This window comes from Arthrobacter sp. TMP15, assembly GCF_039529835.1.
Lineage (GTDB): Bacteria > Actinomycetota > Actinomycetes > Actinomycetales > Micrococcaceae > Specibacter.
Genome location: NZ_CP154262.1, coordinates 535,430 through 560,365, shown reverse-complemented (window position 1 = coordinate 560,365; position 24,936 = coordinate 535,430). Strand labels below are relative to the sequence as shown.

Annotated in this window: 17 protein-coding genes; 11 read left to right on the top strand and 6 right to left on the bottom strand. The window is 54.4% G+C overall.

What is annotated here, in order from left to right; all coding sequences use genetic code 11:
• Position 1 precedes the first annotated feature (1 nt).
• From AAFM46_RS02475 to AAFM46_RS02450, 6 genes are all read left to right on the top strand, one after another.
• The gene (locus AAFM46_RS02475) at positions 2–277 is read left to right on the top strand and encodes an HPr family phosphocarrier protein (RefSeq protein WP_343319344.1); all 276 of its coding nucleotides are present in this window, start codon (positions 2–4) and stop codon (positions 275–277) included.
• A gap of 182 nt (positions 278–459) precedes the next feature.
• Positions 460–2,538, top strand: coding sequence for a transketolase (tkt, locus tag AAFM46_RS02470; protein WP_343319342.1), 2,079 nt, complete (start codon positions 460–462; stop codon positions 2,536–2,538).
• Positions 2,539–2,556: 18 nt separating this feature from the next.
• Entirely contained in the window at positions 2,557–3,264 is a 708-nt protein-coding gene (deoC, locus tag AAFM46_RS02465; RefSeq protein WP_343319340.1) for a deoxyribose-phosphate aldolase, read from the top strand.
• A gap of 80 nt (positions 3,265–3,344) precedes the next feature.
• Positions 3,345–4,538: an ROK family protein gene (locus AAFM46_RS02460; protein WP_343319338.1), complete on the top strand. Its 1,194-nt coding sequence runs from the start codon at positions 3,345–3,347 to the stop codon at positions 4,536–4,538.
• Positions 4,539–4,675: 137 nt separating this feature from the next.
• The gene (locus AAFM46_RS02455) at positions 4,676–5,035 is read left to right on the top strand and encodes a hypothetical protein (RefSeq protein ID WP_343319336.1); all 360 of its coding nucleotides are present in this window, start codon (positions 4,676–4,678) and stop codon (positions 5,033–5,035) included.
• A 349-nt stretch (positions 5,036–5,384) separates the two neighbouring features.
• Positions 5,385–7,490 carry a DUF262 domain-containing protein gene (locus AAFM46_RS02450; protein WP_343319334.1) on the top strand — a complete coding sequence of 702 codons (2,106 nt, stop codon included), beginning with the start codon at positions 5,385–5,387 and terminating at the stop codon, positions 7,488–7,490.
• Between the two features lie 1,905 nt (positions 7,491–9,395).
• Here the strand turns inward: AAFM46_RS02450 and AAFM46_RS02445 are convergent.
• Positions 9,396–9,761: a hypothetical protein gene (locus AAFM46_RS02445; protein WP_343319332.1), complete on the bottom strand. Its 366-nt coding sequence runs from the start codon at positions 9,759–9,761 to the stop codon at positions 9,396–9,398.
• A gap of 788 nt (positions 9,762–10,549) precedes the next feature.
• Here AAFM46_RS02445 and AAFM46_RS02440 point away from each other — a divergent pair.
• A complete protein-coding gene (locus AAFM46_RS02440; protein ID WP_343319330.1) occupies positions 10,550–11,476 on the top strand; it encodes a hypothetical protein in 927 nt (308 codons plus the stop codon).
• Between the two features lie 57 nt (positions 11,477–11,533).
• Positions 11,534–11,977 carry a hypothetical protein gene (locus AAFM46_RS02435; RefSeq protein ID WP_343319328.1) on the top strand — a complete coding sequence of 148 codons (444 nt, stop codon included), beginning with the start codon at positions 11,534–11,536 and terminating at the stop codon, positions 11,975–11,977.
• 1,161 nt (positions 11,978–13,138) lie between these two features.
• Here the strand turns inward: AAFM46_RS02435 and AAFM46_RS02430 are convergent.
• Together AAFM46_RS02430 and AAFM46_RS02425 are read right to left on the bottom strand one after the other, a co-directional pair.
• Positions 13,139–13,564 (bottom strand): transposase, encoded by a 426-nt coding sequence (locus tag AAFM46_RS02430; protein ID WP_343319326.1) that lies wholly within the window; start codon positions 13,562–13,564, stop codon positions 13,139–13,141.
• Positions 13,542–14,462, bottom strand: a complete 921-nt coding sequence (locus tag AAFM46_RS02425; RefSeq protein ID WP_343319325.1) for a transposase — start codon at positions 14,460–14,462, stop codon at positions 13,542–13,544. Before AAFM46_RS02425 ends, AAFM46_RS02430 begins: the two co-directional genes overlap by 23 nt.
• A gap of 6 nt (positions 14,463–14,468) precedes the next feature.
• On the opposite strand from AAFM46_RS02425, the gene AAFM46_RS02420 reads away from it, so the two are divergent.
• Entirely contained in the window at positions 14,469–14,867 is a 399-nt protein-coding gene (locus tag AAFM46_RS02420) for a DUF4192 family protein (protein WP_343319323.1), read from the top strand.
• A gap of 238 nt (positions 14,868–15,105) precedes the next feature.
• On the opposite strand, the gene AAFM46_RS02415 is transcribed toward AAFM46_RS02420, so the two are convergent.
• The 3 genes from AAFM46_RS02415 to AAFM46_RS02405 form a co-directional block, all read right to left on the bottom strand.
• Positions 15,106–16,410 carry a hypothetical protein gene (locus AAFM46_RS02415; protein ID WP_343319321.1) on the bottom strand — a complete coding sequence of 435 codons (1,305 nt, stop codon included), beginning with the start codon at positions 16,408–16,410 and terminating at the stop codon, positions 15,106–15,108.
• Positions 16,397–19,807: an AAA domain-containing protein gene (locus AAFM46_RS02410; protein WP_343319320.1), complete on the bottom strand. Its 3,411-nt coding sequence runs from the start codon at positions 19,805–19,807 to the stop codon at positions 16,397–16,399. Before AAFM46_RS02410 ends, AAFM46_RS02415 begins: the two co-directional genes overlap by 14 nt.
• 935 nt (positions 19,808–20,742) lie before the next feature.
• Complete coding sequence (locus AAFM46_RS02405) at positions 20,743–21,369, bottom strand: hypothetical protein (RefSeq protein ID WP_343319319.1); 627 nt, start codon at positions 21,367–21,369, stop codon at positions 20,743–20,745.
• Between the two features lie 544 nt (positions 21,370–21,913).
• Between AAFM46_RS02405 and AAFM46_RS02400 the strand changes: the two genes are divergently transcribed.
• Together AAFM46_RS02400 and AAFM46_RS02395 are read left to right on the top strand one after the other, a co-directional pair.
• Positions 21,914–23,275, top strand: a complete 1,362-nt coding sequence (locus AAFM46_RS02400; RefSeq protein WP_343319318.1) for a site-specific integrase — start codon at positions 21,914–21,916, stop codon at positions 23,273–23,275.
• Between the two features lie 1,189 nt (positions 23,276–24,464).
• Positions 24,465–24,821, top strand: coding sequence for a hypothetical protein (locus AAFM46_RS02395; protein WP_343319317.1), 357 nt, complete (start codon positions 24,465–24,467; stop codon positions 24,819–24,821).
• Positions 24,822–24,936: the final 115 nt, after the last annotated feature.

Genomic DNA, 24,936 nt, shown 5'->3' with positions numbered 1-24,936 from the left:
AATGATTGAACGTACCGCCACCGTTGCCACTCGCGTAGGCCTGCATGCACGCCCGGCAGCAATTTTCTCCGAAGCCGCTGCCGAATTTGACCTGGACATCACCATTGCACGCGCGGGTGAGCCGGCTGAGGATGCCATGGACGCTGCCAGCATGCTCTCACTCATGAGCTTGGGCATTGAATGTGGCGAGGTGGTTATCCTGCGCACAGAAGGCGCCGGAGCGGAGGAGGCATTGGAGACGCTGGTCCGGATTTTGGAAACAGATCACGACGCATAATTACACAACCTGGATTTGAAACGGCTGGGCGGACCTGTGGGTGCGCTCCAGCCGTTTCGGCTTTAACCCCACCGAGGTTGCTGCCTTTCCTCCCATTCGCACTTATTGCTTATTTGGTTATTAGTGCTTAGAATTTAGTTATAAGTGCTTTGTTTTGCCCGTAGATCTCTCAAGGAGTGCCCATGACGAACACCTTCACGCTTGAATCCACCGCTGATGCCATTCGATATGCGAGGGTACTTCCGCTGGACGTGGTCCAGGCCAAGGGATCAGGGCACGCCGGGACAGCTGTGGGACTGACTCCCTTTTTATTCACGCTGTTTCAGGAATACCTCCGCCATGACCCAAAGGACCCCTCATGGTTGGGCCGGGATCGTTTTGTACTCTCTTGCGGACATACCAGCTTGTCGCTGTATGTCCAGCTGTACATGCATGGGTACGGGCTGGAAATGGCGGACCTGCAGGCAGCGCGAACCCTGGACTCACTCACACCAGGGCACCCCGAATTTGGACACACCGCGGGCGTTGAAACTACAACGGGACCGTTGGGACAAGGCATCGGGAACGCTGTTGGAATGGCCTTGGCCGCGCGCCGGGTAAGGGGCATGATGGACCCCGGCGCCGAAAGAGAAACCAGCGCCTTTGACCACAAGATCTTCTGCTTGGCCTCTGATGGGGATATGCAAGAAGGCATCAGCCACGAAGCCGCATCACTGGCTGGCCATTGGAAGCTGGAAAACCTCGTCTTGATCTGGGATGACAATGAGATCTCCATCGAGGGCTCAACAGCTATCGCCACCAGTGATGATGTCTGCGCCCGGATGGCCTCCTACGGCTGGGCGGTCCTTGAAATCTCAGATGCCGAATCTCAAACGGACATTCGCGCCGCGCTGGATGCTGCCCTTGAGGTGAGCGGTGCTCCCGTGTTCATCCGACTAAAGTCCCGGATCGGCTTCCCCATGCCGACCCTTGGCGGGACTGCAAAGGCACACGCGGGCGCTCCGGGCGCCGATGAAGTGGCCGCAACCAAGTCTGCGCTGGGTCTGGATCCTGCCATAAGCTTCTTCATGCCCACCGAGCTGTTGGCGGCAACCCGGGGCGCTGCCACCGCACGGGCCAAGGAGCTCAAGAGCCCGTGGGAAGAGAAGTTCACCGCGTGGCAGAAAGCCAACCCTGCCCAGGCCACACTGTTGACGCGCCTACTGAAGGGAGAACTGCCCGAAGGCTTCAATGCCAATTTCCCCACCTTCGAACCGGGCAGCAGTGTAGCGACCCGCATTGCCAGCGCCAAGGTTCTCGCGGCCGCCGGTCACAGTGTTGAAGAACTCTGGGGCGGATCTGCCGACCTGGCCGAGACCAACGGGACCTGGTCCAACGAGTTTCCGTCCATGCTGCCTCCCGGAGTTGAAAGCACCCAGTGGCCCGGAAACGAATACGGCCGAGTCCTGCACTTCGGCATCCGTGAACACGCCATGGGATCCATCCTCAACGGCATCGCCCTCAACGGGCTGACACGAATCTTCGGGGCAACCTTCTTTGTCTTCTCTGATTACATGCGCCCTTCGGTTCGGCTCGCCGCGTTGATGCGACTACCTGTTACCTATGTTTGGACCCATGACTCTGTTGCCGTCGGCGAAGACGGCCCCACCCACGAACCGGTGGAACATTTGTGGGCACACCGGGGGATCCCGGGATTGTCAGTAGTACGCCCCGGGGACGCAAATGAAACCGTTGCCGCCTACGAACGGGTGTTCAAGGAAAACTCCGGCCCAACCGCCATGGTCCTTAGCCGGCAGAACATACCCACACTGGAGCAGGTGGATGCTGTCCGCGAAGGAACAAAAAAGGGCGGCTATATTCTGCAGGACAGTGCAGACACCCCTGAGCTGATCATTATCGCCACTGGCTCGGAAGTTCACTTGGCAGTCCAAGCCGCCAGCACTCTCACCGAACAGGGCATTGCAACTCGTGTGGTGTCCATGCCGTGCATTGAATGGTTTGATTCTCAGTCGCAGGACTACAAGCAGTCAGTACTCCCCCGCTCAGTGAGTGCACGCGTCAGTGTTGAAGCCGGATCCGACCAGGGCTGGTACCGCTTCCTTGGCACGTTCGGTGAGGCTGTTTCTGTTGAAGGATTCGGCCTTTCCGGCAACGGCGCTGAGGTGCTTAGCCGCAAGGGCATCAGTTTGGAAGCCGTGCTGGCGGCAGCACAAAAGACTCTGCGCAGCAGCGCATCATTGACCGCAACTCTCAGCAACTGAAACAAAAGGAGCTTTTCCATGACGAACAATGATTCTTCCCCCTCGATTTCCGCAACGGCTCTGGCCCACTACATTGACCACACACTGCTCAAACCAGAGGCCACTGCCGCGGATGTCCAGGCAACGCTTGCCGAAGCTCTTGAGCTGGGCACCTATTCCATCTGCGTCTCACCCAACATGCTCCCGCTCGCCCTGCCAGAATCGTCTTTGCTGAAGATTGCAGCCGTGTGTGGGTTCCCCAGCGGCAAACACGCCTCCAGCATCAAGGCCAGTGAAGCGGCGCTTGCTGTGACTCAGGGTGCTCACGAAATTGACATGGTCATTGATGTTGGTGCCGCTGTTGCCGGGGACTTCACCAGTGTTCAAGCAGATATCGCGGCAGTGCGTCAGGCCGTCCCGGCCCCTACTGTCTTGAAAGTCATTATCGAGTCCGCTGCCCTCACTCCTGAGCAGATTGTTGGCACTTGCCGTGCGGCGGTGGCAGCCGGGGCTGACTTCGTGAAAACATCCACCGGTTTCCACCCTGCCGGTGGAGCAAGCGTGGAAGCTATCAGGCTCATGTCTGAAACTGTTAACGGCAAGCTTGGCGTCAAGGCATCAGGTGGTATACGCAGCCAAGAAGTTGCTCTGGCGATGATTGCCGCCGGCGCCACGCGGCTGGGCGTCTCCGGCTCCCGTGCCGTCTTGTCTGAAGCGGCACCAGCCTCCGGAGCCGCCGGCTACTAATCCCGGATTCGGGCCCCATTAGTGCCTCACTGGCATTTCCCTTACATTGGTGGGACAAAGCAAGCGAAGGACGCTAATTCATGGGCAAAGAAGGCAACGCAAGCCAGTCTTGGGGATCAACTGGTCCCGGGATGCTGCTGCGGCTGATCCGGACCGCGGACCGTTGGACCAAAACAGAGCTGGTCCGCGAGTCCGGTTTGGCGCGTACTACGCTTATTGAACGCCTTGAACACCTCCAGAGTGCAGGCTATGTAACTTCCAATAAGCAGCCCACCCAAACCGGCGGGCGCCCGGCCGAGACTTACTCCTTCAACGATCAGGCAGGGTACCTGCTGGTTGCCGATATTGGTGGAAGTCACGTGCGCGTGGGTGTCACCGATTTAGCCGGTATCCTGCTGGCGACCTCGGAGAGAGATCTAAATCCTGAAGACGGGCCGGACGCTGTGCTTGGCGGTGTGATCGACGATCTAGACGGGCTGTGCCGGACGGGCAAACTGGATCCTTCCCGTATTCGCGCCATCGGTGTGGGTGTGCCGGGCGCGGTCCACGAGGGAGTGCTGTCCCGCCCGGAAATCTCGGGGTGGGAAAGCACATCTGTGGCGGGTTGCTTTGCCCAGGCTTTTCCGCAGGTCCCCGTGTTGGTGGATAAAGATGCCAACATCATGGCCAGGGGTGAACAGCGTCAGAATCCCGAGAAATACCAGAACATGCTGGTTCTCAAAGTAGGGATGGGGTTGGGCTGCGGAATTGTTGTCGATGGCCGAATCCTGCAAGGTGCAGCGGGCGCGGCAGGCAGCATTGGACACATCCCACGGGGCGGGAACGTGCAGTGTAGTTGTGGTCAGTGGGGGTGCTTGGAGGCCGTGGCCAGTGGGCGTTCCATTGCCAAGGCACTACTTGATGCGGGGCAGGAGGTTCACACGAGCCGCGACATTGTTAATTTGGTGCGAAAGCGTGACAGGCAGGCATTGGATCTTGTGCGCCAGGCAGGTCGGGAGCTAGGGGAAATGCTCGGACTGGTTGCAGCGGTGATGAACCCTTCCATCATTATTGTGGGTGGGAACTTGGCAGAATCGCCGGAACCTTTACTGGCAGGCATTCGCGAGTCCATTTACAGCCGCTTCCTCCCGTCCCTGACAAGCGGGTTGGAGATCCGCCCATCAGTGGTGGGCTCCGCGGCAGGACTCACCGGTGCCGCCGAACTGGCCCTTGAAGCGTTACTGGATCCCGCACGCATCGACGAATCGATTACTCTGGGGCAATCGTGGCGCTAGGTTTCCTTGGATGCGGGTCAACCTGCGGCGCCTGCCTTAAGAGAGGTTCACTGCCTTTGAACCACTGGATTTTGCTCGACGATCACAAAGGCACGGCCGCCTCATGGTTATAGCTGGATCAGTGGCAGCTTTCTTTGATGCTGGCAGCTTTTATTAGCTGGCAACGGTGGACGTTGCGGAGGCGTTCCACCTCTGCTGTGCTTTCCGCCAAGGAACTATCCACCACGGCAGAAAAAGATGTTCATACCGCGCTGGAGAATCTGTTGATGTTTGAAGAACAATTCACGAGCGCTGGGGACCCTGGCAGCGCTGCTGAAGCGCAGGTCTATGATCCTGGCGCCTCCCATCAAACCGCGCACACAATTGCGCTACTGCGCGCTCATGAGGCGCGGGTTGAGCCTCTGAGCTGGGCGTATGGGACCGAGGCTTTTGGCCGATTTTGGCTAGAATTTTTTGACGGCGGTGTGCAACGGACGACCGCGGGTCTAGTGAAATAAATGGTGTTGGTTCAGCTCCAACAACCATCCCTACATGTCCGCACTATATTTCTTCATCTAGATCCGATCGGATTCGAACCGACGACCCCCGCTTGCAAAGCGCCGGTCCATTCGAGGTTGCCAATAGGCCCTTATGACCTATTCCTGCATGGCGTGTTTGCAACAATGCAAGATACTAAATAGTCGCTGTTCCGCGTTCAAAAGTATGAGTTTTGGATGACGTGGTGGGAACTCCCGCCCGACTGCTGCACGACCTAGATCATAGCTATTCAGCCACCAAGGAATACATGTTATTCTACCCTTTCCGAGCGCATGAAACGTGCTCGATGTTTACGGTAGATTTGTATTCGTGGAGACTTTCAAGCGGACGCCGCTGCAGCTGTTCAATCTGCCGCAGAATTTTGTAATCCCGCTATTTCAGCGCCCTTACGTTTGGAAAGAGGTCGAGCAGTGGGAACCACTGTGGAAGGACATTCGCCGAGTCGCGGAACTCCGGATCGCTGAGCCGCATCGCAACGTCACCCACTTTCTCGGGGCCGTCGTGATTCAGTCGCACGAGGCTCAGAGCGGACGCCTGACGACGTGGAACGTCATCGACGGCCAGCAGCGGCTGACTACTCTTCAAGTTCTTGCTGATGCAACCCGCTCTTTGCTCGGGCAGGCTGACTTCTCAAAGCTTGCCGGTCAGCTCGCAGACCTAACCCACAACTCCGAGAAGTATGTGGAGGACGGCGACAGTCCGCTCAAGCTCCGCCACCTGAACAAGGACCGGGAGCCATTCGACGAACTTATGGCCGCAGAGTCGCCTATCGACTACGAAGATCTTGTGCACTCGGACTCACAAATTGTTGCCGCGCATCAGTACTTCTCTATTGTTGTAGACCAATGGCTTGGGACGCAGGGCACGGATAAGTACTCGGCCAAAGCCAAAGAGCTGACCAATGTACTCCTGGACGGCCTACAGCTTGTGTCGATTGAGCTAGAAGCAACAGAGAATTCGCAGGAAATATTCGAGACTCTTAACGCGCGAGGGACGCCCTTGACGGCCGCCGATTTGGTGCGAAATTTCGTGTTCCAGCGCCTCGACGGTGAGGGCAGCGACACTAAGAAGGCGTACCGAGAGGACTGGCCCTTCGAGACTAAATTTTGGATGCGAGAAGTGAGCGTAGGTCGGAATCTTGTCAGCCGCAGTTCCCTCTTTCTCAACCAATGGTTGGTGGCGAGGACTGGGGAAGAAGTTAGTCCGCAGGCCACCTTCTATCGGTTCAAGTCATGGGTGGAACTGGAATCGGGTCAGAAGATGGCAGACTTGCTGCCGGTGATCAAGCATCAAGCCCAGCAGTATCAGGCGTGGACCGAAGACGCCGCGCTGCCTAGTGGGTCGTTCGGTTCTGCGGTGATGGCTTTTTATCGAATGCGAACCAGTGGTGTTGAGGTCTTGAAGCCGTTGCTGATTTGGCTGTACGAACCGGGACGCAATCTTCCACAGGAAACTATCGACAAGATCATTCAGGCTGCCGAGAGCTGGGTTTATCGCCGCCAGATGCTCCGTTTGACGGGCAGCGATTTGGGACGCATCGTCGCCGACGTTATCTCAGCCAGCACTGGCGTATCCGCCAGTGAATTCCCGGAGCGGGTGATCGGTCATTTAGCTCGCCTCAATGTCGTCAGCACCTATTGGCCCGGGGATGAGGAGGTTCGTCGGACCCTAGGCACAGAGGCTGTGTACTCACGTTTCCCACGAGGCAGGCTGCGCATGTTCCTCGAGGCTATCGAGGACCACTATCGCTCCGAGACTGGTCAACCGCAGGTTGAGCGTAAGGGGTATCCGATCGAGCACATTCTGCCGCGGACTTGGAAAGACACCTGGCCGGTGGAGACCCCGGAGGCTGACGAAGAACGTCAGGCAAGGGTGCACCGGCTGGGGAACCTCACCCTTCTAACGAAGTCGCTGAACTCCAAGGTCTCTAACGGGCCTTGGTCAGCCAAGCGCGCTGCCCTCCTGCAGCACAACACTCTTACGCTCACCGGCCGTGTCGTAAGCAAGACGGAGCACCACGACTGGGACGAGTCGCTCATCGACAGTCGCTCTGCAGAATTGATCGACGCCATTCTCGATATCTGGCCCGTGCCCGAGGGACATCTCGGCAAGGTCGTCGATCCTCAGACGAAAGCTGGTGATTGGGTCGAGCTCAAGCACCTGATCGAGGCGGGGCTTCTGGGAAGCGGTGACATATTGTCGGCGACCCACAGGGACTTCAAGGGCAAAGAAGCGGTGCTGACGTCCGATGGTGCGATTCTGCTTGATGGAAAGCGGTACACGTCGCCATCTGCGGCTGGTCACGCTCTACGGAAGAAGGCAACGAACGGCTGGTATTTCTGGGCTGTGGGTGATGGACGACGACTGCGTGACGTCCGTGCCGAGTTCCAGACCATTAATAGTCAACCCGACTGAGCGTTTTCGTTCGCCATTATGACGTCAGTACCTTATCGATGACACTCGGACACCCTGGGAGCTGTCCGAGCCATCCAGCCAGGCACAGCGGGGTCTGCTGTCGGCGGCGTGAGCACAAGAACGGATCGAAGCAGCGCTGTAACTCCATCAGGGCGCAAAGGGTGTTCGACCAGGGAATATGGACAAGTTTCGATTCCACGGGTATTTTTGCTGCGCTGCTTTGCAGGACGCCGGGAGACTTAGGAAGCCCGGCGTCTTCGTATCCGCTGCTGAAGCGCGAGTCAAAGACTGCTGGTCGGGCTTAAACTCGGTAGGTATTAGTTTGTGGCTCTGCAGCCAGGCTCGGTACGCTATCCAATATGGCAGCACGACTTGTGGGTTCGGCCGGCACAACGCCCGCACTTATCAGGGCGAGAACCGGGTATGTCAGAACGGCGGTAAGCCGACGGATGCCAAGGCGCGCACCCGAACGTAGCCAACCACTTGTCCTTTACGTCCAGTCATTCCCAAGACCCTCCATCAGTTATGTCTAACCATAGACGAGCCAGACTCTGATGGACGTGACTTTGTGGCGAGTGAGACCTGTTCTATTGGGTACATCCCGATGAACGCAACTCAGCTCCTGCCAGGATCTCGGAGATTGGTGAACAAGCGAAAAACGCGATTGCAGCAACCAATCCAACCGCTGAACAGCTATGGAATTCGAACCGAAACTGCTTGACGAGACGGCTAGCCAAAAAGTCTCGCAGAATTAGCAGTGAAATCTATCGCCGCAGGTCAGAGCATAATGAGAGCTCAAAACCCTTGGTTAGTTATCAACGCTTACTATCCCCGCTTTAGAGAAACAGGGTTATTAAAGCTTGTCAATACCCCATTTACCCCTTTGTTCTAAGTTAACAATCGGAACAATAGAAGGTACTAAGTAGTCTCTAGTTTTCGTTCATTCTGGTGGGTTTATGACGCGTCGGTCGGAACTTCCACACCGGCCGTTGGTCAACTACGGTCTAGTCAGTCAGCCACCGTTCCCCATAGTTGGTGGTGATATTTTATCGGGACACTGATTCCCTCATAATTTAGGATCAGCAATTGCTATTTATGGTCACTTTGGATCATTACCGGGCGGTGCCACCACCGAAGTCATTGTGTTGGACATCCACTCTTTGGACCCTACGGGAACATGGGTCACTATCCTATGGGACAAATTTGGGCACGCCCAGCACGCATGGATGGAAGCCGTCCCAGACGAAATCTGGCGAGGTTCGGTACTCCTGATCTCACCGGATCCGGCGCAGATTCAAGTCCATGGACCGTGGCCCGAAATCTACTACCTGTCGGCGGCTGACTACCACGCCTTTGCACCTGCGGATGCGCTCCCTTATGTCGGGCATCCAAAAAAGGGCATTCACTCGTCGAGGTAAGCCCACCCAAAGGTAGCAGGGACCATCCAAACCAGCCGCTGGAGATCGAAAATATCAGGCAGTGTGTGAGCCCGCATATCCCTGCCAACTTAATCCCGCACTATCTCATTGACATCATGCAGATCCGGTCTTCGAGACCGGATGTTTACCCGTGATCGTTCGGCATCTTGAGCACCGATTTTTGCTGTCCATTTGGATGTCGTTGTTCGCTAGGCCGGGTGTGGCAAACGTAAGGACAGTAGTGGCGGCCCACGCCAATGCTGGGCGGGGATAAGTGGGGCCTCCCTCAGTGGTGGGGCCGGTCTGGCTCGCCCGATATTGCAAAGCTAGTGGTAGGTGACCGTTTGCCGCCATTCGCATTGAGTAGGAGGGAATGGAACAGCAGGCTTCGGAAGTGAACACGCGCCCAGTTGGACCGGCACACCCACTCGTCGATGTATTCCTCGAACTCTTCAGGGGCTCGCCGATCCTTGCAGGTGACCATGATCTACCCCTTGACCAGGGACAAGAGTAGATGGATACCCGGCATCACCTCGTGCCCAGGTTTCCCCGAGGCGGCGATCGAGGTGCCCTTGCGTGCGTACTTGTCTCTAATGGCCGCAAGATAGGCGCTCCGTCCGTAGTTGAACACGAGGTTTGACGCCTCGACCCCGGATTCGAAGAAGGCGGCCAGGCTTTCCGCGCGGACATCGGGTAAGAGACCAAGCATGAACCGTCTCAAACCGTGCTCTTCGAGTTCAACAGCGTCTTTGAGAAGCAACTTTCCCCGTGCGCCACAGCCAGGCCACCTCTGTTCCGGGCCGCCAAGGAATGATTCGTCGGCCTCCCCCGACCACGCCACAGACCCGGTCACGGAGGGGCACCCCCTCTCCGTCCTGCATCGGCGCAGCATCGCCCTCCGGTCTTGACAGAACCCAGCTCCATCTCGCGTTGCACTTGAATCGCCGAAAACCGACCAATCTGCGCCCATCCTCCAGCCGTTGGCCAACGGCCAACCATACCGTCAGCGGGGTCCGCATCTCGTCAGAGGTTAGCCCTCCGGCACCAGTACACGCCGGTCACAGTCGGCACATCTCCACCGCCTATCAGCGGCTCGCCCACCATGTCGACCGTCGCACTTGGTCTGACCTACCTATCGATCCAGTACAGCCGCTCCAAATGGTCCAGACAATTCCAATCCTGAATAAACCAGGCTCGCATCTGCACGCAGGAACGAGGGTAGCCAAAAACTACAACGCCGACATGACGGACATCGGACTTGTGTTCTGGTTTTCGACTAATGGACTCAGCCGAGCCAGATGAATGCATAGCCCCCCACGTCAGACTGAACGAGGAAGGTCCTCAACGAGCATGATCGGGCCAAGTCTGAACGACAAAAAGCATTCCCAAGGCCTAAATCGAAATCCCTCGGCGCAAGATCCGAGAAACATTTGTAATGTTCGCACCGGAACCACCTGAACGGGGTAGCATCAGCTGCAAGAGAGGTCCGCTTCCAAACGGAGGGATTGTGAGCCGGACACGTGAAGATTTAGAATTCTCGCCAGTCTCTACAGAGACACGTGAATTTTTGATAGCTCAAGCCGAAGTACTCATTTCCTCCTCGGGTAGTAGCTAATAGAGATAGATCGGGAGGAAACCTCATTGACCGTCGTTCACGAGACAAACAGCGTCCAAACGGGAGAAACAGTTCAAAATCGGACGTTTTGGAGCAGCCCGAAGCGTAGAGATGTACCGGGTACACAAAAGTCTCTCTGGCCGTTTTTCGGACTTGCCGATCAATACATAGTTCCCTTGCAATTACCGAAATTTTCCGGGACAAAGGTACACAGCTTTGGCGGAGACATTCTCGTAATTCGAACCAGAGGACTCGCTGGCAGTAATCATAAAGATAAACGGACTCAAACTGCAGCGGATCTGCACCTCCGGAAAATTGGCCAGGTTTGCATAATCAGCCAGAACGACGCAGTGCTGTACGGAAAAGTAAGAGAAATTCAGCACTTACTGCAAATTATGCCGCTTCCAGACTTCTTACCACGTGGGAAATTTGAGATTTCCACGTGGGGATTGGGGATCATTATGACTCGTGAAAAATTTCAAAACGGTGATAATCAGGCAAAATCTGTTACCATCGCCGGTGACGAATTTGTTCAATTCTCGAAGTCTCCTGATTCAGTTAGCGCAACATGGTCCTCAGATCTATCCCTGACAGAGGCAATTTCTAATCTGAGCAGCATATACGGAAAACCTAAAAATGAAGGAAAAGGCTATCTTTCCATTGTAGAGGATGGGGAGAGTTATCACGGCGAAATTCTCATGAATGAGCTAATGCCATACTTGGATGAAAATCCTCAAAATGTGAAATTTGTGCGGCTTGCTCTAGTTGGCGCAAATTTCTCATGGCGATCAAGTCGGAAGAGATTTATCACAAGCAAGGTTTCCCATAGTGAAATCGGCCTAAAATTCTATGATCTCATCTATCGCAGCGAGCTAATTGACGCTTTGAGCCTAAGCGGGACTGACGAAGTTCGATCAAAAACAGGAAATATTGCAAAACTTCTAGAAATGTAGCCTGGTTAGAGTTTAATTGCCCTAATGCAATAAGAATATCATAAAGGGATTCAGTCAATGCCACCACTTTTTTCGCACAGAAGGCGACCTCGTCAATCGGAGATTGCTTACAAGGAACTTGAGATTCCGCATTTAGAGGGGGTGGTAATTCAATGTTCGGTCGAAGAATCAACTGATGGCAAGAAAATTGAATACATTCGAATCGTCAATTGGACCGCAGATCATGTCAAGGTCACGGTGCACAGCGAAATTCGGGATCCTTTCTCACTTTTGTATCTTGAGACAACCGAACAGGGCAGCGTGGCCGAGTTGCATGATTGGATAGCTCATGGTATTTACGGAGAAACTCTTGATACTGACAATCCGAGCGGTCCCTACGTACACTTCCTTTCTCCATTTCCTTCTTATGGAGAGATTCGCGTGGTTGTTGAAGTCTGCCGGCGTGGGGTCGGCGAAAAAAATATTCCAACTCCTATCCCCGACTTGGTTTGGGCCCGTTAGCCGTGTCGGTTCTTCCTTTTGTTAGTGCAATTCTCTTAATTTTATGCTTGAACTTTGTACAGTTCTTCGTAAGAAATAGGATTGTAAAATATATTGAAAGATCATCGCACGGGGTAGCAGTTCCCGATCGGATCCGACCCAGCGCATTGGGCCGCCTCTTTGATTACGGATTCGATATGATACAATTCTTTTCATATATCTGCGTGATGCTTGTTGGATTAAATTCGGCCGGTGTGACTAATTCTACGTTTTTGTCATATGCGAATATTGTGATAGTTCTGGTTCTTATTGCTGGCCTACTAATGCTTTGTCAAGTGCCCGCATACAAGTATGCCTATTATTCAAATATTGTATCTAGACGTATCCCGTCAAATCGTGGCAAGAGACTTCGTGCCTTGAAGAAATTTCTTACGATTTCACCTGTGACTTGGGTTGGATTAATCTCAAATACTTTACTTATTATTATAGTCAAGCTGTTTGTTCGTCCTGAAATTGTTGATTCTTCGTCCGCATTGGAACATGCAATTAGCGCGGGCTTGTTGAATTTTTGATCTTTGAAACGTACATTGATTTCAGGACTAATCCCGTTGGTTTCCTTGGAGTTCTTCTTTCTGATCGTCTCTGCCTATTCGAACCAGGGCGTCGGCGGTGTGTTGACCTTAGAACTTAGGATTAGCAATTGCCGCTTGGGGTCATTGTTGAACATTGCCCGTTGATACCTAGATTCCGGGCACATCGGGTGAATGAGCGCTGCGCGCTACCGGTCAACAATGGTCATTATTGACGGTTTCCGGTGGGTAAACGGTGGGCGGTACGATGCCGGACTAAGTGTCAGTACCGAGGCCGTGTCTTCTGATAGTGATCGATCGATGCCGGCGGGATCCGCCACGGAGCAGTTTTTCCTCTGCCAGTTTTGTAGGCACCTTGAGCGCCTAGGTGCGGCAGTGGGTGCGGATAGATGATACTGGTTCTCGAAGCATCTCGGCAACCTCCTCACGCGTAAAGGCGCGCACGACGACGGGTTGGGTTTGCTTGTTCTTTTTCATGGTTCAAAGTACCCGACCCGGCCCGGGCATCGACCGCCTCCCCGTTCAACTGACATTCACTGCCGTGGCCTTGTGCGCCGGTTATGGGGCTCTCCGCGTTTCGTGGTGAATTCCCTTATTGCAATGGAAAGTTCACCGCTGTTCTGGCGGCGCTTCTGAGCATAATGCGTGTTGTGTAGTTGGTGCTATTGACGAAGCCGCGGCCTGTCCTTTTGATGTGTTTGATGCTGGTGTTGTTTGCTTCTACTTTCCCTGTGGTGGCGCCGGTGACGATGAGGACTTCAATCTCTGTCCACCACCGGCAAAGCGTCCGCCACAGCCTGGTCGTCTCAGGTTGGTCGGATTCCTTCACCAGCCGCTCGAGGTCTTCCTTGGCTAGTTCGGCGTCTTCCAACGAGCCGGTGCGCAGCAGTGTTCGTACTTGTTCTTTCACGTCCCAGGCTGCCTTGAGTTTCCCGATGGGGTCATCCGTTGCGAAGACTTTCTCCAGCCTTGCCTTGGCTGCTTCCGACAGTGAATCAGCGCCCCGCAGGAGCAACATCCGGTGTGCCCAGGCCGGATCCACGGCCCGGCCACGACGCCCCCCGCACCTTGTGAGAAAGGTGTTGGCGTACCTCTGTCAGTGCCTGATTTGTTAGTTGGATGAGGTGGAAGTGATCAACGGAGACGGCGGTGCGGGGCAGCCACATCCGCAAGGCTTTGCGGAATGCTGCTGAGGGATCGATAGCTACAACTTGAACGCCGAGCCGCCACTCCAGGGGGCGCTTGATCAGCCATGCTCCGACTCCGGTGTGGTCCCTGCCGTCAACAACACCCAGGATCTGCCCGGTATCTAGGTCAACGATCGTAGTCATCCACGGTTCGATCCGCTGCCACGTATTGGTCTCGGTGTTTTTGAAGAAGCGCACGGACCGGAAGCGGTGTTCATCGATCCCGAGCATTCGTGGTCGGAGGAGATCAACGTTGGGTAGTTTCGTTGCCGCCATGGTCAAGGCTTTTTGCACAAGCCACCATGAGACGCCATGGGCGATGGCTGTTTCTGTCGCTGCCCGCCCGGAAGAGACCACCGCATCAACGAGTGCGCCATGGAGCCGGCGGGTAGAGCGAGCCCTGGCTGGAACCTGGGCAGTGGCCTCAGAAAAGGTCTTTCGCTCGCACACTGACTCATCGCAAAAGTAGCGGCGCTTGCGCCAGAGTACCTCGACCGGGCCAGCGATGGGGATGTCCCGGACTCGCTGCCAGCGTCTGGAATGGCACCGAGTACCGATCACCCCGCACCCGGGGCAGCCTGACTCGACGGTACTTTCAACATGAACGCGGCGTTGCCCATAATCAAGGATCTGAGTCTCAAGAACCCGGTAATCCTTGAGGTTGAAGATCGTGGTGGCAGCATCAGGGTGCGGCAAAGTAAGCTCGTTCAAGGCTCGTAGTCCTGTCATCGATGAATGCGTCAGAACATCCATCACAACAGGGCTACGAGCCACCTTTGTTCAAGGACACGAAACCAGATTTCACCACGAACCACGGAGAGCCAGCAAAGCCCCCACTGGCAGCGCGTCGACCGCGCCTCCGAAGTCCTATTCCAGCTCTACATGCGCACAGACGGTACCGATGCCGCCCCCGTGCTCACGAGCCTGGGCGTCATCCAATGGTGGGAAGGCCACGGCAGCAAGGCCCACGAGTGCTTTCAACGTGCCCTCGAATCAGACCCGGAGTACCGACTCGCCCAACTCACCGACCACTTGGTCCGCGAAGGAATCGTCTCCGACTGGGCCACAGACAAACAAACCGCCTACCAACCACCTCACACCCGCGGGCCCGAAATTGGCGGAATGGGGTTGTAACAGGCGACTAGTCTTGATTCTTCAATATTTACTTTTGCAAAGATTCAAATTCGAGGTCAGAACCGAACTAAGGCCGCTAAGTTAAACAACGAATATTGAAAAACACTGTCCCCGTACATATCTAGTCCCACTTGGAAGACTCGACGTCTCAGCATAGACAATCTCGTAAATCGAATCGACAAACATTTAGGGCCCACGGAACAAAGATAAATATTCCACAAAAATACATCCTAAATTCTCAAAAAAGAAACTCGGTTAATTCATTGAATTTCGCATCGGAATATTCGCGGCCTTGAACCAGGGTACCTTCGTGCAACATTAGAGGTTGGGGTGAATGAGGAACATCATCTAACCAGCCAAAGCTTGTCTCCACCCACGAATCGTCGAATATTAAAGTGTTGGACGTATATTCATGATCCAAATCCACCGAAAGGCTGGCCGGATACCTCGCCGACAGTTTGGACAGCAACCCCAAAGGATCCTTGTCAGTCGCAGCACTCTTTTGCGGTCTATTGAATGCCAACTTAACGGTCACACCAGCCTTTAGTAGATCCGCAATCTTCGGAAGAGCATAAGATTTGAAAAATTCGACATCGACATCGCCTGTTGCAATAAGTAGACGTCTATTTGTTACACTAAGACCGTCCTCGAGCAGGGCCCTGTGCTCAAAACCAAGAACTCGAGCTACCTGACTCAATGAAGATGTTCCGGAATTTATTTCCGGCGATGAACGCCGAGCTTCACGGGCCACTTCAAGTTCATCACTAAGTTTCGGGCGTAAAACATCGCGAGAAACCTCAATGCCGAGACGCTTTGCCACGTCCAGGGAGATCAACGGAAGTTCATGACTCTGACTTAGATCTTCATCGACAATCAACGCCAATTCAAGATCGCTATTTACGGAATCAACGTAAATTAGTATACCAACTGGCAAATATCTATGCGTATTACCAGAAAGTTTGGTGATGCGCAGTATGTCTATTTCTGAACTACCGATATTACCCTTTCGTATAAGTGCATTAAGGTTCGACACCGCAATATCACGATCTCCGATTCGCGAAGATTTGATCGCCGGCAGTATGAGTTGATCAGCATCGCGAGCCTGGCCCTTGGAAATTAATTCATTGGAGTCATAGCCCGCAACACACCACAGGGTTCGGTCGAAACAAACCTTGAACTGCCGTTGCACGGGTTTTATCGTGGCCATATCGATTGCCATTTTCTCACCGAAAGGAGTAAGCGCAAGAACGCCGTCTTGAACTCCATAAATCAAATTCCCACTCGCCGCAAGACCAGCGGCGCTTGATTGAATGAGGCTATCAGCCACACCTGACAGCTGCGCTATTCTGCGAATCCTACCCTGGCCCAAGCGAATAGCCCGCAGAATAAATTCATCCAATAGGGGTATTCCTTTTTTTTCCTGGGCTATTACAGATGTACTCACGACCGTTACTGGCAAAGCCGCCTTAGATACTGCGACCAGAATTCTTCCTGCCCTCGACGATCCATATCGACTGAAGAGATCACGGTTATCTGCGAACATCCACTTTCCTAACTTCGCAGTCGTCTGCATTGTTTGACATGTAATTTAGTATGTTTGCCAAAGGACCAGCTTTTTGGCGACAAAATTCCGCATCTCCCACAATGGTTAATCCAAATCGGGCACGGGACATGGCAACGTTAATGCGCCTCCAGTAGTCGGGGCCGATGAAACCAAAACTTCCTCGACTATTGCTGCGCGTAACAGTTACAAATGCCAAGTCAGACTCTTTGCCCTGTACTGCATCTATGGATTCAATACTCAACATCAAATGTTTTGGAGCCCATCCTGCTACTTCACGTCTGAGAGCGTCCAACTGGCTTCGATATGGTGCAATTAATAAGACAGAAACCAGTTCCGTGTCATCTCTCAGTTTGATAAGTCCCCTATCTATGGCACGATCAATGGCCTTAAGGCGATCGTTTAGCACTTGGGCCTCAAATCGGTTGAAATAACTCCCCTTTGACATGGGGTCCATTTCTTCACGCCGACGGTCTCCGAACTTGCTCGTATCTAGCCATAAGACAGGCTTGCCGAGTGAAGAATATCCTGGAAGCAGTTGATCGCTGACCGAGTTTAGCTGACCGTCATAAAAACATTTTGAGATCATGTTTCCTATGGCACTCGTCATTCGATACTGATCGGTAAGCAGGAATTGCGAATGCGTTGGCAGCTGGGAAGTCAGCCTCTCAAAGAGAGTTTCAGTAACGAGCTCCCTAGAAAGGCCAAATTCTTCCATCACGTCAGTCTGGCGGAGAAGTTCTTCTTCCATCGGAGGCAATTGATTCCCGTCACCGACCAGTATGAACTTTCGCGCCTTCACTAGTGGGACCAACGCTTCCGTCGCGGTCGCTTTTGATGCCTCATCCAAAATGCAAAGATCGAAAATAAGGTCTCGAGCTGCTGGATGACCGACAAAGCCGAGACATGTACCAGCAACGACATTTGCGGTTTGGAGATAAGTTTCAATCAGACTGGAGTCTGTGGAAATTCGCTGCAACCAGTCAGCCTGTAGCTTGAGCAATTCAAGCAGTTCTGGCCCACGTTGACCAGTATCCAAGATGAGCTCGACCGACGTTGCTAGGTCCTCAAGCGATGAGGCTCGATCCACAAGTAGATTGCCGCCATTTTTGGTCTCAAGTTGATTCCAGAGCTGATTCTCATCATCTACGAGATGATCTAGTTGCTCCTGCAGAACCACGGCATCCCTCGCAGCAGTAAGTTCTGCCGTCAGTTCGTAAGTTTCTGCGGTCGGTTCAAGTGGAATGCGGTCTTCTATTTCTTTACGACGGCGTCTCAGTGCAATAAGTTGTTCAAGCATTGCTGCCGACTGTAGCTGCGCTATGGGGATGCCTGCCTGCGAAGACAGTTCGGCAATGAATTCTGCGGCCGCACGTTGAACCTCAGTGGCCCATTGAGCCATCTTCTTATCAAGCAGGAGGTGTGAAACGCTTTTGGCAATACGTTCGTCATCCTGTTGGCCAAGTCGAACGATATTGCCAATTCCGGCGGCGTTGAGGCGCTCGAGGGCATTGTCAACGGCGACATGTGTCTGACTCACAACTAGGATTCTGGCATCTGGATTTCGCTTGAGCAGCTGATGGATGGCTTCAGTAATGAATCGAGTCTTTCCCGTGCCGGGGGGCCCTTTTACAACCATCGCATCCATAAGCCCGAGCGAGGCTTTTACAGCCGTCTGTTTTGCCGGATCCAGCTCAGACTGCCAGCTAGGATTGGGCTGATCTTCGGGAGATCTAACAACGGACGGGTCCACCAAGATAGAAAGTAGATCCAGGTGAGCGGCTTCCCCTCGTTGTAGTGTCCGGATTGCATCGCTCTGCCGCTTCATTGCGACCTGAGTCGCGCCTAGATGCGGGACCAATACGCCCTGCCGTGAAATCGCTGAGCCTCTTTGTGTTCGTCTGCGCACGATCACCGCATCATCTTGATGGCGGACGATCTGAACCCTGGGGCCATATTCCGCTTCTTCGTGCGGCTTCAGTATCCAGTCTGTGTTCAATAGATCCTTGGTAGGTGCACTGGAAACTGTCAGTTTGATGTCCTTGCCCACATGCTCGCTCTTGGTGAACCTGATGGTCGTTCGTTCCCTCCGTTCAAGTGCCTTTCTGGCGTCTAGAAGGTTATTCCACCTGTCCAAGAGTGCGCTCGACTGAGCATCTTCCGCGGCAGATTCATTCGCGTCAAAGTGCCGCCGTAGTTGGTCAAGTACGAATTCCTGTGTCTTTCGGGCAGCTGACTTGTCTAGCGGTTCAAGAAGGGAGAAACTTCCAAGGTCGGCTGTGGGTACACCATTTCGGCGCGTCCACTCCAGTGTCTCAAACTCTGCTTGGCGCGCAGAGATGATCACGAAACTTCCTGCGTTGTCAGGCTTTAGTGAGTACCTAAATGAGTCCCCTGCTAGTTCAAGCGTCTCCTGGTCAAAAGTTCTCGACTCTTTGCTCCAAGTGAATGAAATATGTCCACCCCCAGAGAGATCTCGATCAATCAAACCAGGTACATCGATACTTCCCGGAGCGGAGTCCACCAACATGCGTTTGACAGATTCTCTGAGTGTCAGCCAGATCCGATGTGGCGAGCGGGGCAGGGGGAAACTCTCGGCCATGGACGCTTCAAGTTCAGCCAACAACGCAGCACCACTGGTTGGACGATCCTCAGGATTAAAGCTGATGCATCTAGAGAAGAGTTCTTTGATCACCGCGGGGAGGGAGGTTGCCTCTAACGCGGCTTCGAGCTGGAAGTGCTCGTCTAGGGGCATGGTGGCAATTGACTCGATAAAAACTACGGCTATAGAAAAGACATCACGAGCATATGGAAACTCTTCGCTCGACTCAGGCGGGGCATACAGGTCTGTTTTCCAAGCCCTCATGGTCATGCCGTTGGCGCTCACTGCCACTTGGCCAACACTATTTTTGCCGATACTAAAATCCGCCAATAGCGGTACGCCGTCCACTGTAACCAAAATGTTCCCTGGCTTCACATCGCGGTGAACCACCGATGCTAGATGGGCGTGGCTCAATGCGGACACCAGAGGCAACACAATTCGATTGAGGACTTCCACTGGGGTCCCCTGAATTCCCTTGTCCAGAACATCCCTATACGAAGCCTCTATCCAAGGTAGGACGAGGTACGGCGTACCGGTCTCATCTACACCTTGATCCAGCAAAGGGACTACGTTGGCGTGCTTAGCCAGCTTCAGTGCATCTGCTTCACGATCGAATATCAGTCGAGTCATTTCGTCTGAACGTCCAACAATGAACTTGAGAGCCAGCTCTTGCCCGGTTCGTGTATCTACGGCCTTTCGAACCGTTGAGTGGGCACCAGACCTTGGCTTAATGGCTCCAAGAATCATGTATTTTCCGTCAATGATCTCAGGATTCATTCGTGGTCTTCTCCTTCGTCCGAGCGTAGGCGCTTCGCAGCTGATAACAAATTTGCCAATAGCTGGCGAAGCAAGGTAGTCGGTCAGATGCAAACCTAGAATGAGCCATCCGAAGTACTTCACGAAACCAGGCACCGCGATTCAGCCTACCCAATTGGGCAAGCCCAGACAGTATCGAAGGCGATCCAGGTCAAGTATTAAGTCGGTTCTCGCCTGCAGAGTCATATTCCACTCCTGTCTACAGCTCTCGTGCGCACTTGCCGATTGCCGTGACGACAAAGGGATAATGGGCCTTGTCCGGCCTCCCGGCACTACGACTCGCAGATTGGAAGAAGACTCACACACCAACTACGACCGCCTGCAACATGGTGAAGTACCACGCCCAGATGTTCGCAGAATTTGTTGGATCTCAACTTCTCGAACGGGACTCTACGTCTACATCCAGCAGTTTCTGATCGATGCGTCAACGTTCGTTACTAGCAGATCTAACCTATGCCGGACGGTAGTCGATTCCTGTGCTCCTGCCGACTCATCGCTGTTTCGAGAGCGTCTCCCACAATAGTGAATCTCCCACCAAAAAAGCCTTACACTTCTGGCACCCAGGCAAGTAACCGTCACAACCCGCGTGACGGCAAGTCATGGTGAAATCCCACTCGACCCACCACGGAGGAGTTCTACTACGCGCATTCGCACGGAATCCAGTTTCAGGTTCGAGCCGGCAAGCGAACGATTCCATTTTTGTCGCCCAATGTGTAGCCACCGTCAGTGGCAAGGAAAACACCGGAAACGCTGCATCGTGGGACTTGGCCGGTCATCATCATCATGTGGGATCCTGCGTGTACGCCCGTTTCTACGTTTAGCATCCCTCGCAGTCATCCACTCAATTGGAGACAGGTCTACTTCTACTGGAGGCAGTGCGGATACGGTTATCTCGGCTACGTGATCGTCTCTACAGACAGAGCCCTCAGCCAGCCGTCTGTGGTTTCGCCGTCGATTGTGGCCTCCCCCATCTCCACAATCATCTGGACCTTAGTTTCGTCCTGCCACTCTGCCGCGTCTGCCTTGTTGACGAACACGGAAAGGTCTTGGGCTCCCCCTTGTGCCTTTAGCATGACCGTGAACTCCCCGGTCACCCCAGTCGTCCACAGATCTGCCATAAAGAGCTCACCGCTCAGTTGAAACCGGTCCCCCACTTTGATTCCACTAGATGAGGGGGAGTTGAGTTGATCTAGTAACTCATCGACTGTGATAGCTGTGACCGCCGGGACAGCAGTGGCCGGTGCGACTGCTGGCGCGCTTGCTTCACTTGTCACTATTTGAGATGGCGCTGGCGACGGAATAGTCTCGGCACCCTTGCTTTGATTATCGCCGCCTCCAAGTGCATTAATGATGAGCAGCACAGCTACGAGAAGCGCGAATAGGCTGCCGCCAAGCCCGATCAATTTCCACGGGATCTCTGCTTTTGGACGCCGGAAGGCGAGCTCAGAACGAACCGTCCCTTGGGTCTGAGAGACGAACTCCCAGCCTTCTTTCTCCAACTTGGCCCTAGTACGCGCTTCCATGCCTCGAACCGTTTTTGCGGTCCTAGTTTCGTATCTCACGTTCGTTACTGTCATCACGCCATTCCCCCTGGTCTCAATGCGGCACAAGGCGTGGCCTTGTGCGCGCAGAAAGGCCGGGTCTGGCCCGGCCACAAGATTACGAAAGTGATTCTGGATCCGCAAAGCAAGCTAGATGCTCGACTTGTCAGCCGCATCGCTCCCGGATAATTGTGGTGACCAGTTGGTTGGCCACTCACTCAAGTCATGCAACTTTGATGACTATATGCCATGGACTACTGAATGCCGCACAATTAAGGAGACCCCAATGCCAGATCAACCAGCCAGCTCACCAACCGCTCGAAGTTTCGCTGAAGAGTGGTTGTCCCCGAACGCAATCTGCCGAGAGCTACAGATCCCGCTGCCAACCTTTTACCAGTGGCGTTCAAGGGGAGTTGGCCCCCACGCATACAAGACCGGGCGGCACGTGCGCGTCAGCCGAACGGATCTTGATCACTGGATCTCGCGCCAATCGGAGACTTGACGGCTATGACAAGGAGACCATCTGATGAGTCGACAACCCCTCCCCCTCGGCGCGTGGGGAACCATTCATACCAAACGTACGTCAGCCAAGACTTCGCTCGCTGAGACCCGCTACCGCGACATGGACGGAAAAGTCCGGCGGGTGGAGGCGCGGGGCCCCTCCGCGGCTGCCGCCCGCCGAGAATTGCAACAGAAACTCGCCAACCGCAAGACTCCGCGATTCGGGCTGGTCACCAGTACAGACAAGATCGACCGCCTCATTGAGATCTTCCTTGTGGACTTGGAGGCGTCCGATAGGGCTGCGCGCACCAAGGACAAATACGCCTACATGGTGAAGAAACACATCTCCCCCAGGATCGGATCAGTCAGAATTGGCGAAGCGACCTCGGGCCTTGTGGACCATTTCATTCGCTCGATCGTCGAGGACTCTGGGCCATCCACCGCCCGAACTTGCGGCGCCGTGCTCTCGTGGATGTTCAAGGTTGCCCTGCGCCACGACGCCGTCACCGTCAATCCGGTCCTCGGGGTATCGATCCCCCGGCTTCGTACAAAGAAACCGCAGGCCTTGGATCCAGAGCAGTATCAGGACCTGCGGAAGAAGCTCATTGTGTGGGAAAAAGCTTCGGCGCTCGGCCGTCCGCGTTCACAGGAACTCCATGAATTCGCGGATGGCATGGTCGCTCTGGGTGTCCGGCCCGGTGAGCTCTTCTCACTTCTATGGGAAGACCTCGACCTGAAAGCCGACCCGCCCATCATCTTCGTCCACACCACTGTCATTAGAACCACCGTTGGCGGAGTCAGAATCCAGGATCATCCAAAAACCAAGCACAGCATCCGCCAGCTCACGGTCCCTGACTTCCACGTCAAGCAGCTTCGCAAACGCCGTCTCCGCCAAACCAAATCAGCAATGCCCAACCCTCTCGGGCTGATCTACCCCTCCTCCACCGGCACCGTGATGGATGCAAACAACGTGGGTAAAATCTGGCGCGTGGCGTCCGACGCCATCGGGTACGACTGGGTGACACTAAAGACCTTCAGGAAAACCAATTCGACCATCGTTGCCAGGACCATGGGCCCGGAGGCAGCCGCCTACCAAGCTGGCCATTCAAAGGTGGCCATGACACAGGAGCACTACATTGAGGAGCGCCGCGGAGCTTTGGACACTAGGGCAGCCATTGACGCGTTCAAGCCAAAACGCAAATCTCGAAAAGCCCGCCCCCTGCCAGAGCAGCCCCAAAAAGCTGACGAACATGCTCCACACACGCAAGAGACGACCGCGGCGTTGGAGGTTCAATCCCCACCGCCGAAGATTGAAGAGTCTCCACTTTCGGAGGATCATGGGCCTCATGAGGACCCTCCAAAAACAGCGGAAACTAGCGGCAAATAACGAAAATGGAGAGTTAATCTGGAGAGTTTGTGGAGAGTTAAGGACGAATGGCCCCTTTCGGGGCCATCCGCACTTCCAAGATCCCCGTCATTCCGGGTTTTCTGGGCCCCCTATCGGATTCGAACCGATGACCCCCGCTGTCGCCTCTATCATCCAATTCGACTTGTCAAAAGTCGCTCCTGGGCTTTGGCAGTGCGACGGGCGCATAACAATAAATGGTACTGAATAGGCGGCAGTTGTGGCCCAATTTAATGAGTTTCTAATGAGTCGGTTACATTCAGCCTGGCGTTGCAGGCATCTGTCCTGTCCCTGGCACCATCGGCTCGCACAGCCGACGAAAGCCAGCCGGGGGTCACGGATTCCCAGCGGGCCCTGCAGGTGCAGGCTTCGTGAGTAGAACACGACTGACTGACTCGTTTGCCCGAACCCATGCGGAAACCTCCGCCGAACGAAGTTGAATGAGGTCCAGAATCTAAGCCAGTTCATCGTTAAGATTTCTGGCAAAATCGGTTCGTGATGAGCCATACGGTTCCGCAGCTTCCTAATGACTTCCAGGTCCGAGTAGATACGACTCCGGAGGTCGGCTTCAACTGCCACTGCCGCGTTGGGGAACAGCGAGAGAATATGGCCGTCCCACAGACGTGCATCAAACCTTTGCGTGATCATTTTCTGCCAGAACACGAACTTCAGTTCAGCCACAACCTTGTCGGTCGTGGCTTCCCTGGCACGCACGGTTACCAGTTCACTGCGTGGATTGAACCCCCGATGGGGAGAGGGGAGACTGAACTCGAAGCTGTGGTTCCATGGCCATCTGGGCCCATAAACTGACTCAAGGGCCTCGGAGACGGTATTCCTGGTCGACACCTCGACAAAGTGCATCGGCAGCATAAGCGATGACGCCACAGCGGCATTCCACCGAATATTCCGACCTCGGAATATCGAGTGGAACTCTGAACTATCGTCAGCAATCCTCCGCGATCTGGCCCATGAGGAGGTCGCTGTTCGAAACGCCCTTGACGCTCAGTTGGCACCGGTCTTTTCTGGTTGGGCAGCGGAACCAGCACCTAGTTGGTTGCACCTGCGAAAACGGCACGCAGCGAGTTCGTCTCCGACAGCAGAGACTCAACAGCGACGGGCTGAAACTGCTTCGCAGCTCTCAACGCGATATCGGTGCCGAGTCCACCATGGGATGGTCATAGCCAGACTGTCCTTCGGCTTTTGGCAGCTCCTCATCACACCCAGGGCACGAGAAGGTGCACTCTGGGCTCCTTATCTACACAACGCTTTTCCACGCGGAACAGCCCGTGCCGACGTCGCGAAGTTTCTGGAGTACGCCGTCAGCCTACGAAACCGGCTGGCCCACCTCGAACCCGTCGCCAGCGACTCTACAAACGTCACGAGCCGACTGGCAGACATGAATTCCCTCTTCAAACTCGTTTCACCGGAAGTCCATGACTGGATCACGGACATCAGCGACGTTACAGAAATCATCAACCGCGCACCCGTCAACGGGCTGATATCCATGAGCATCACGCGAACCCCATAGAACGGGCGGGCCAATATTGGCCAGCGTAATAGTGCCATCCACCCGCAGATTCCAGTTGCACCAGCAACGATCATTGGTTGCAGTGCCAGTCAAGGTTCCTGAGGTCCCCTATCTG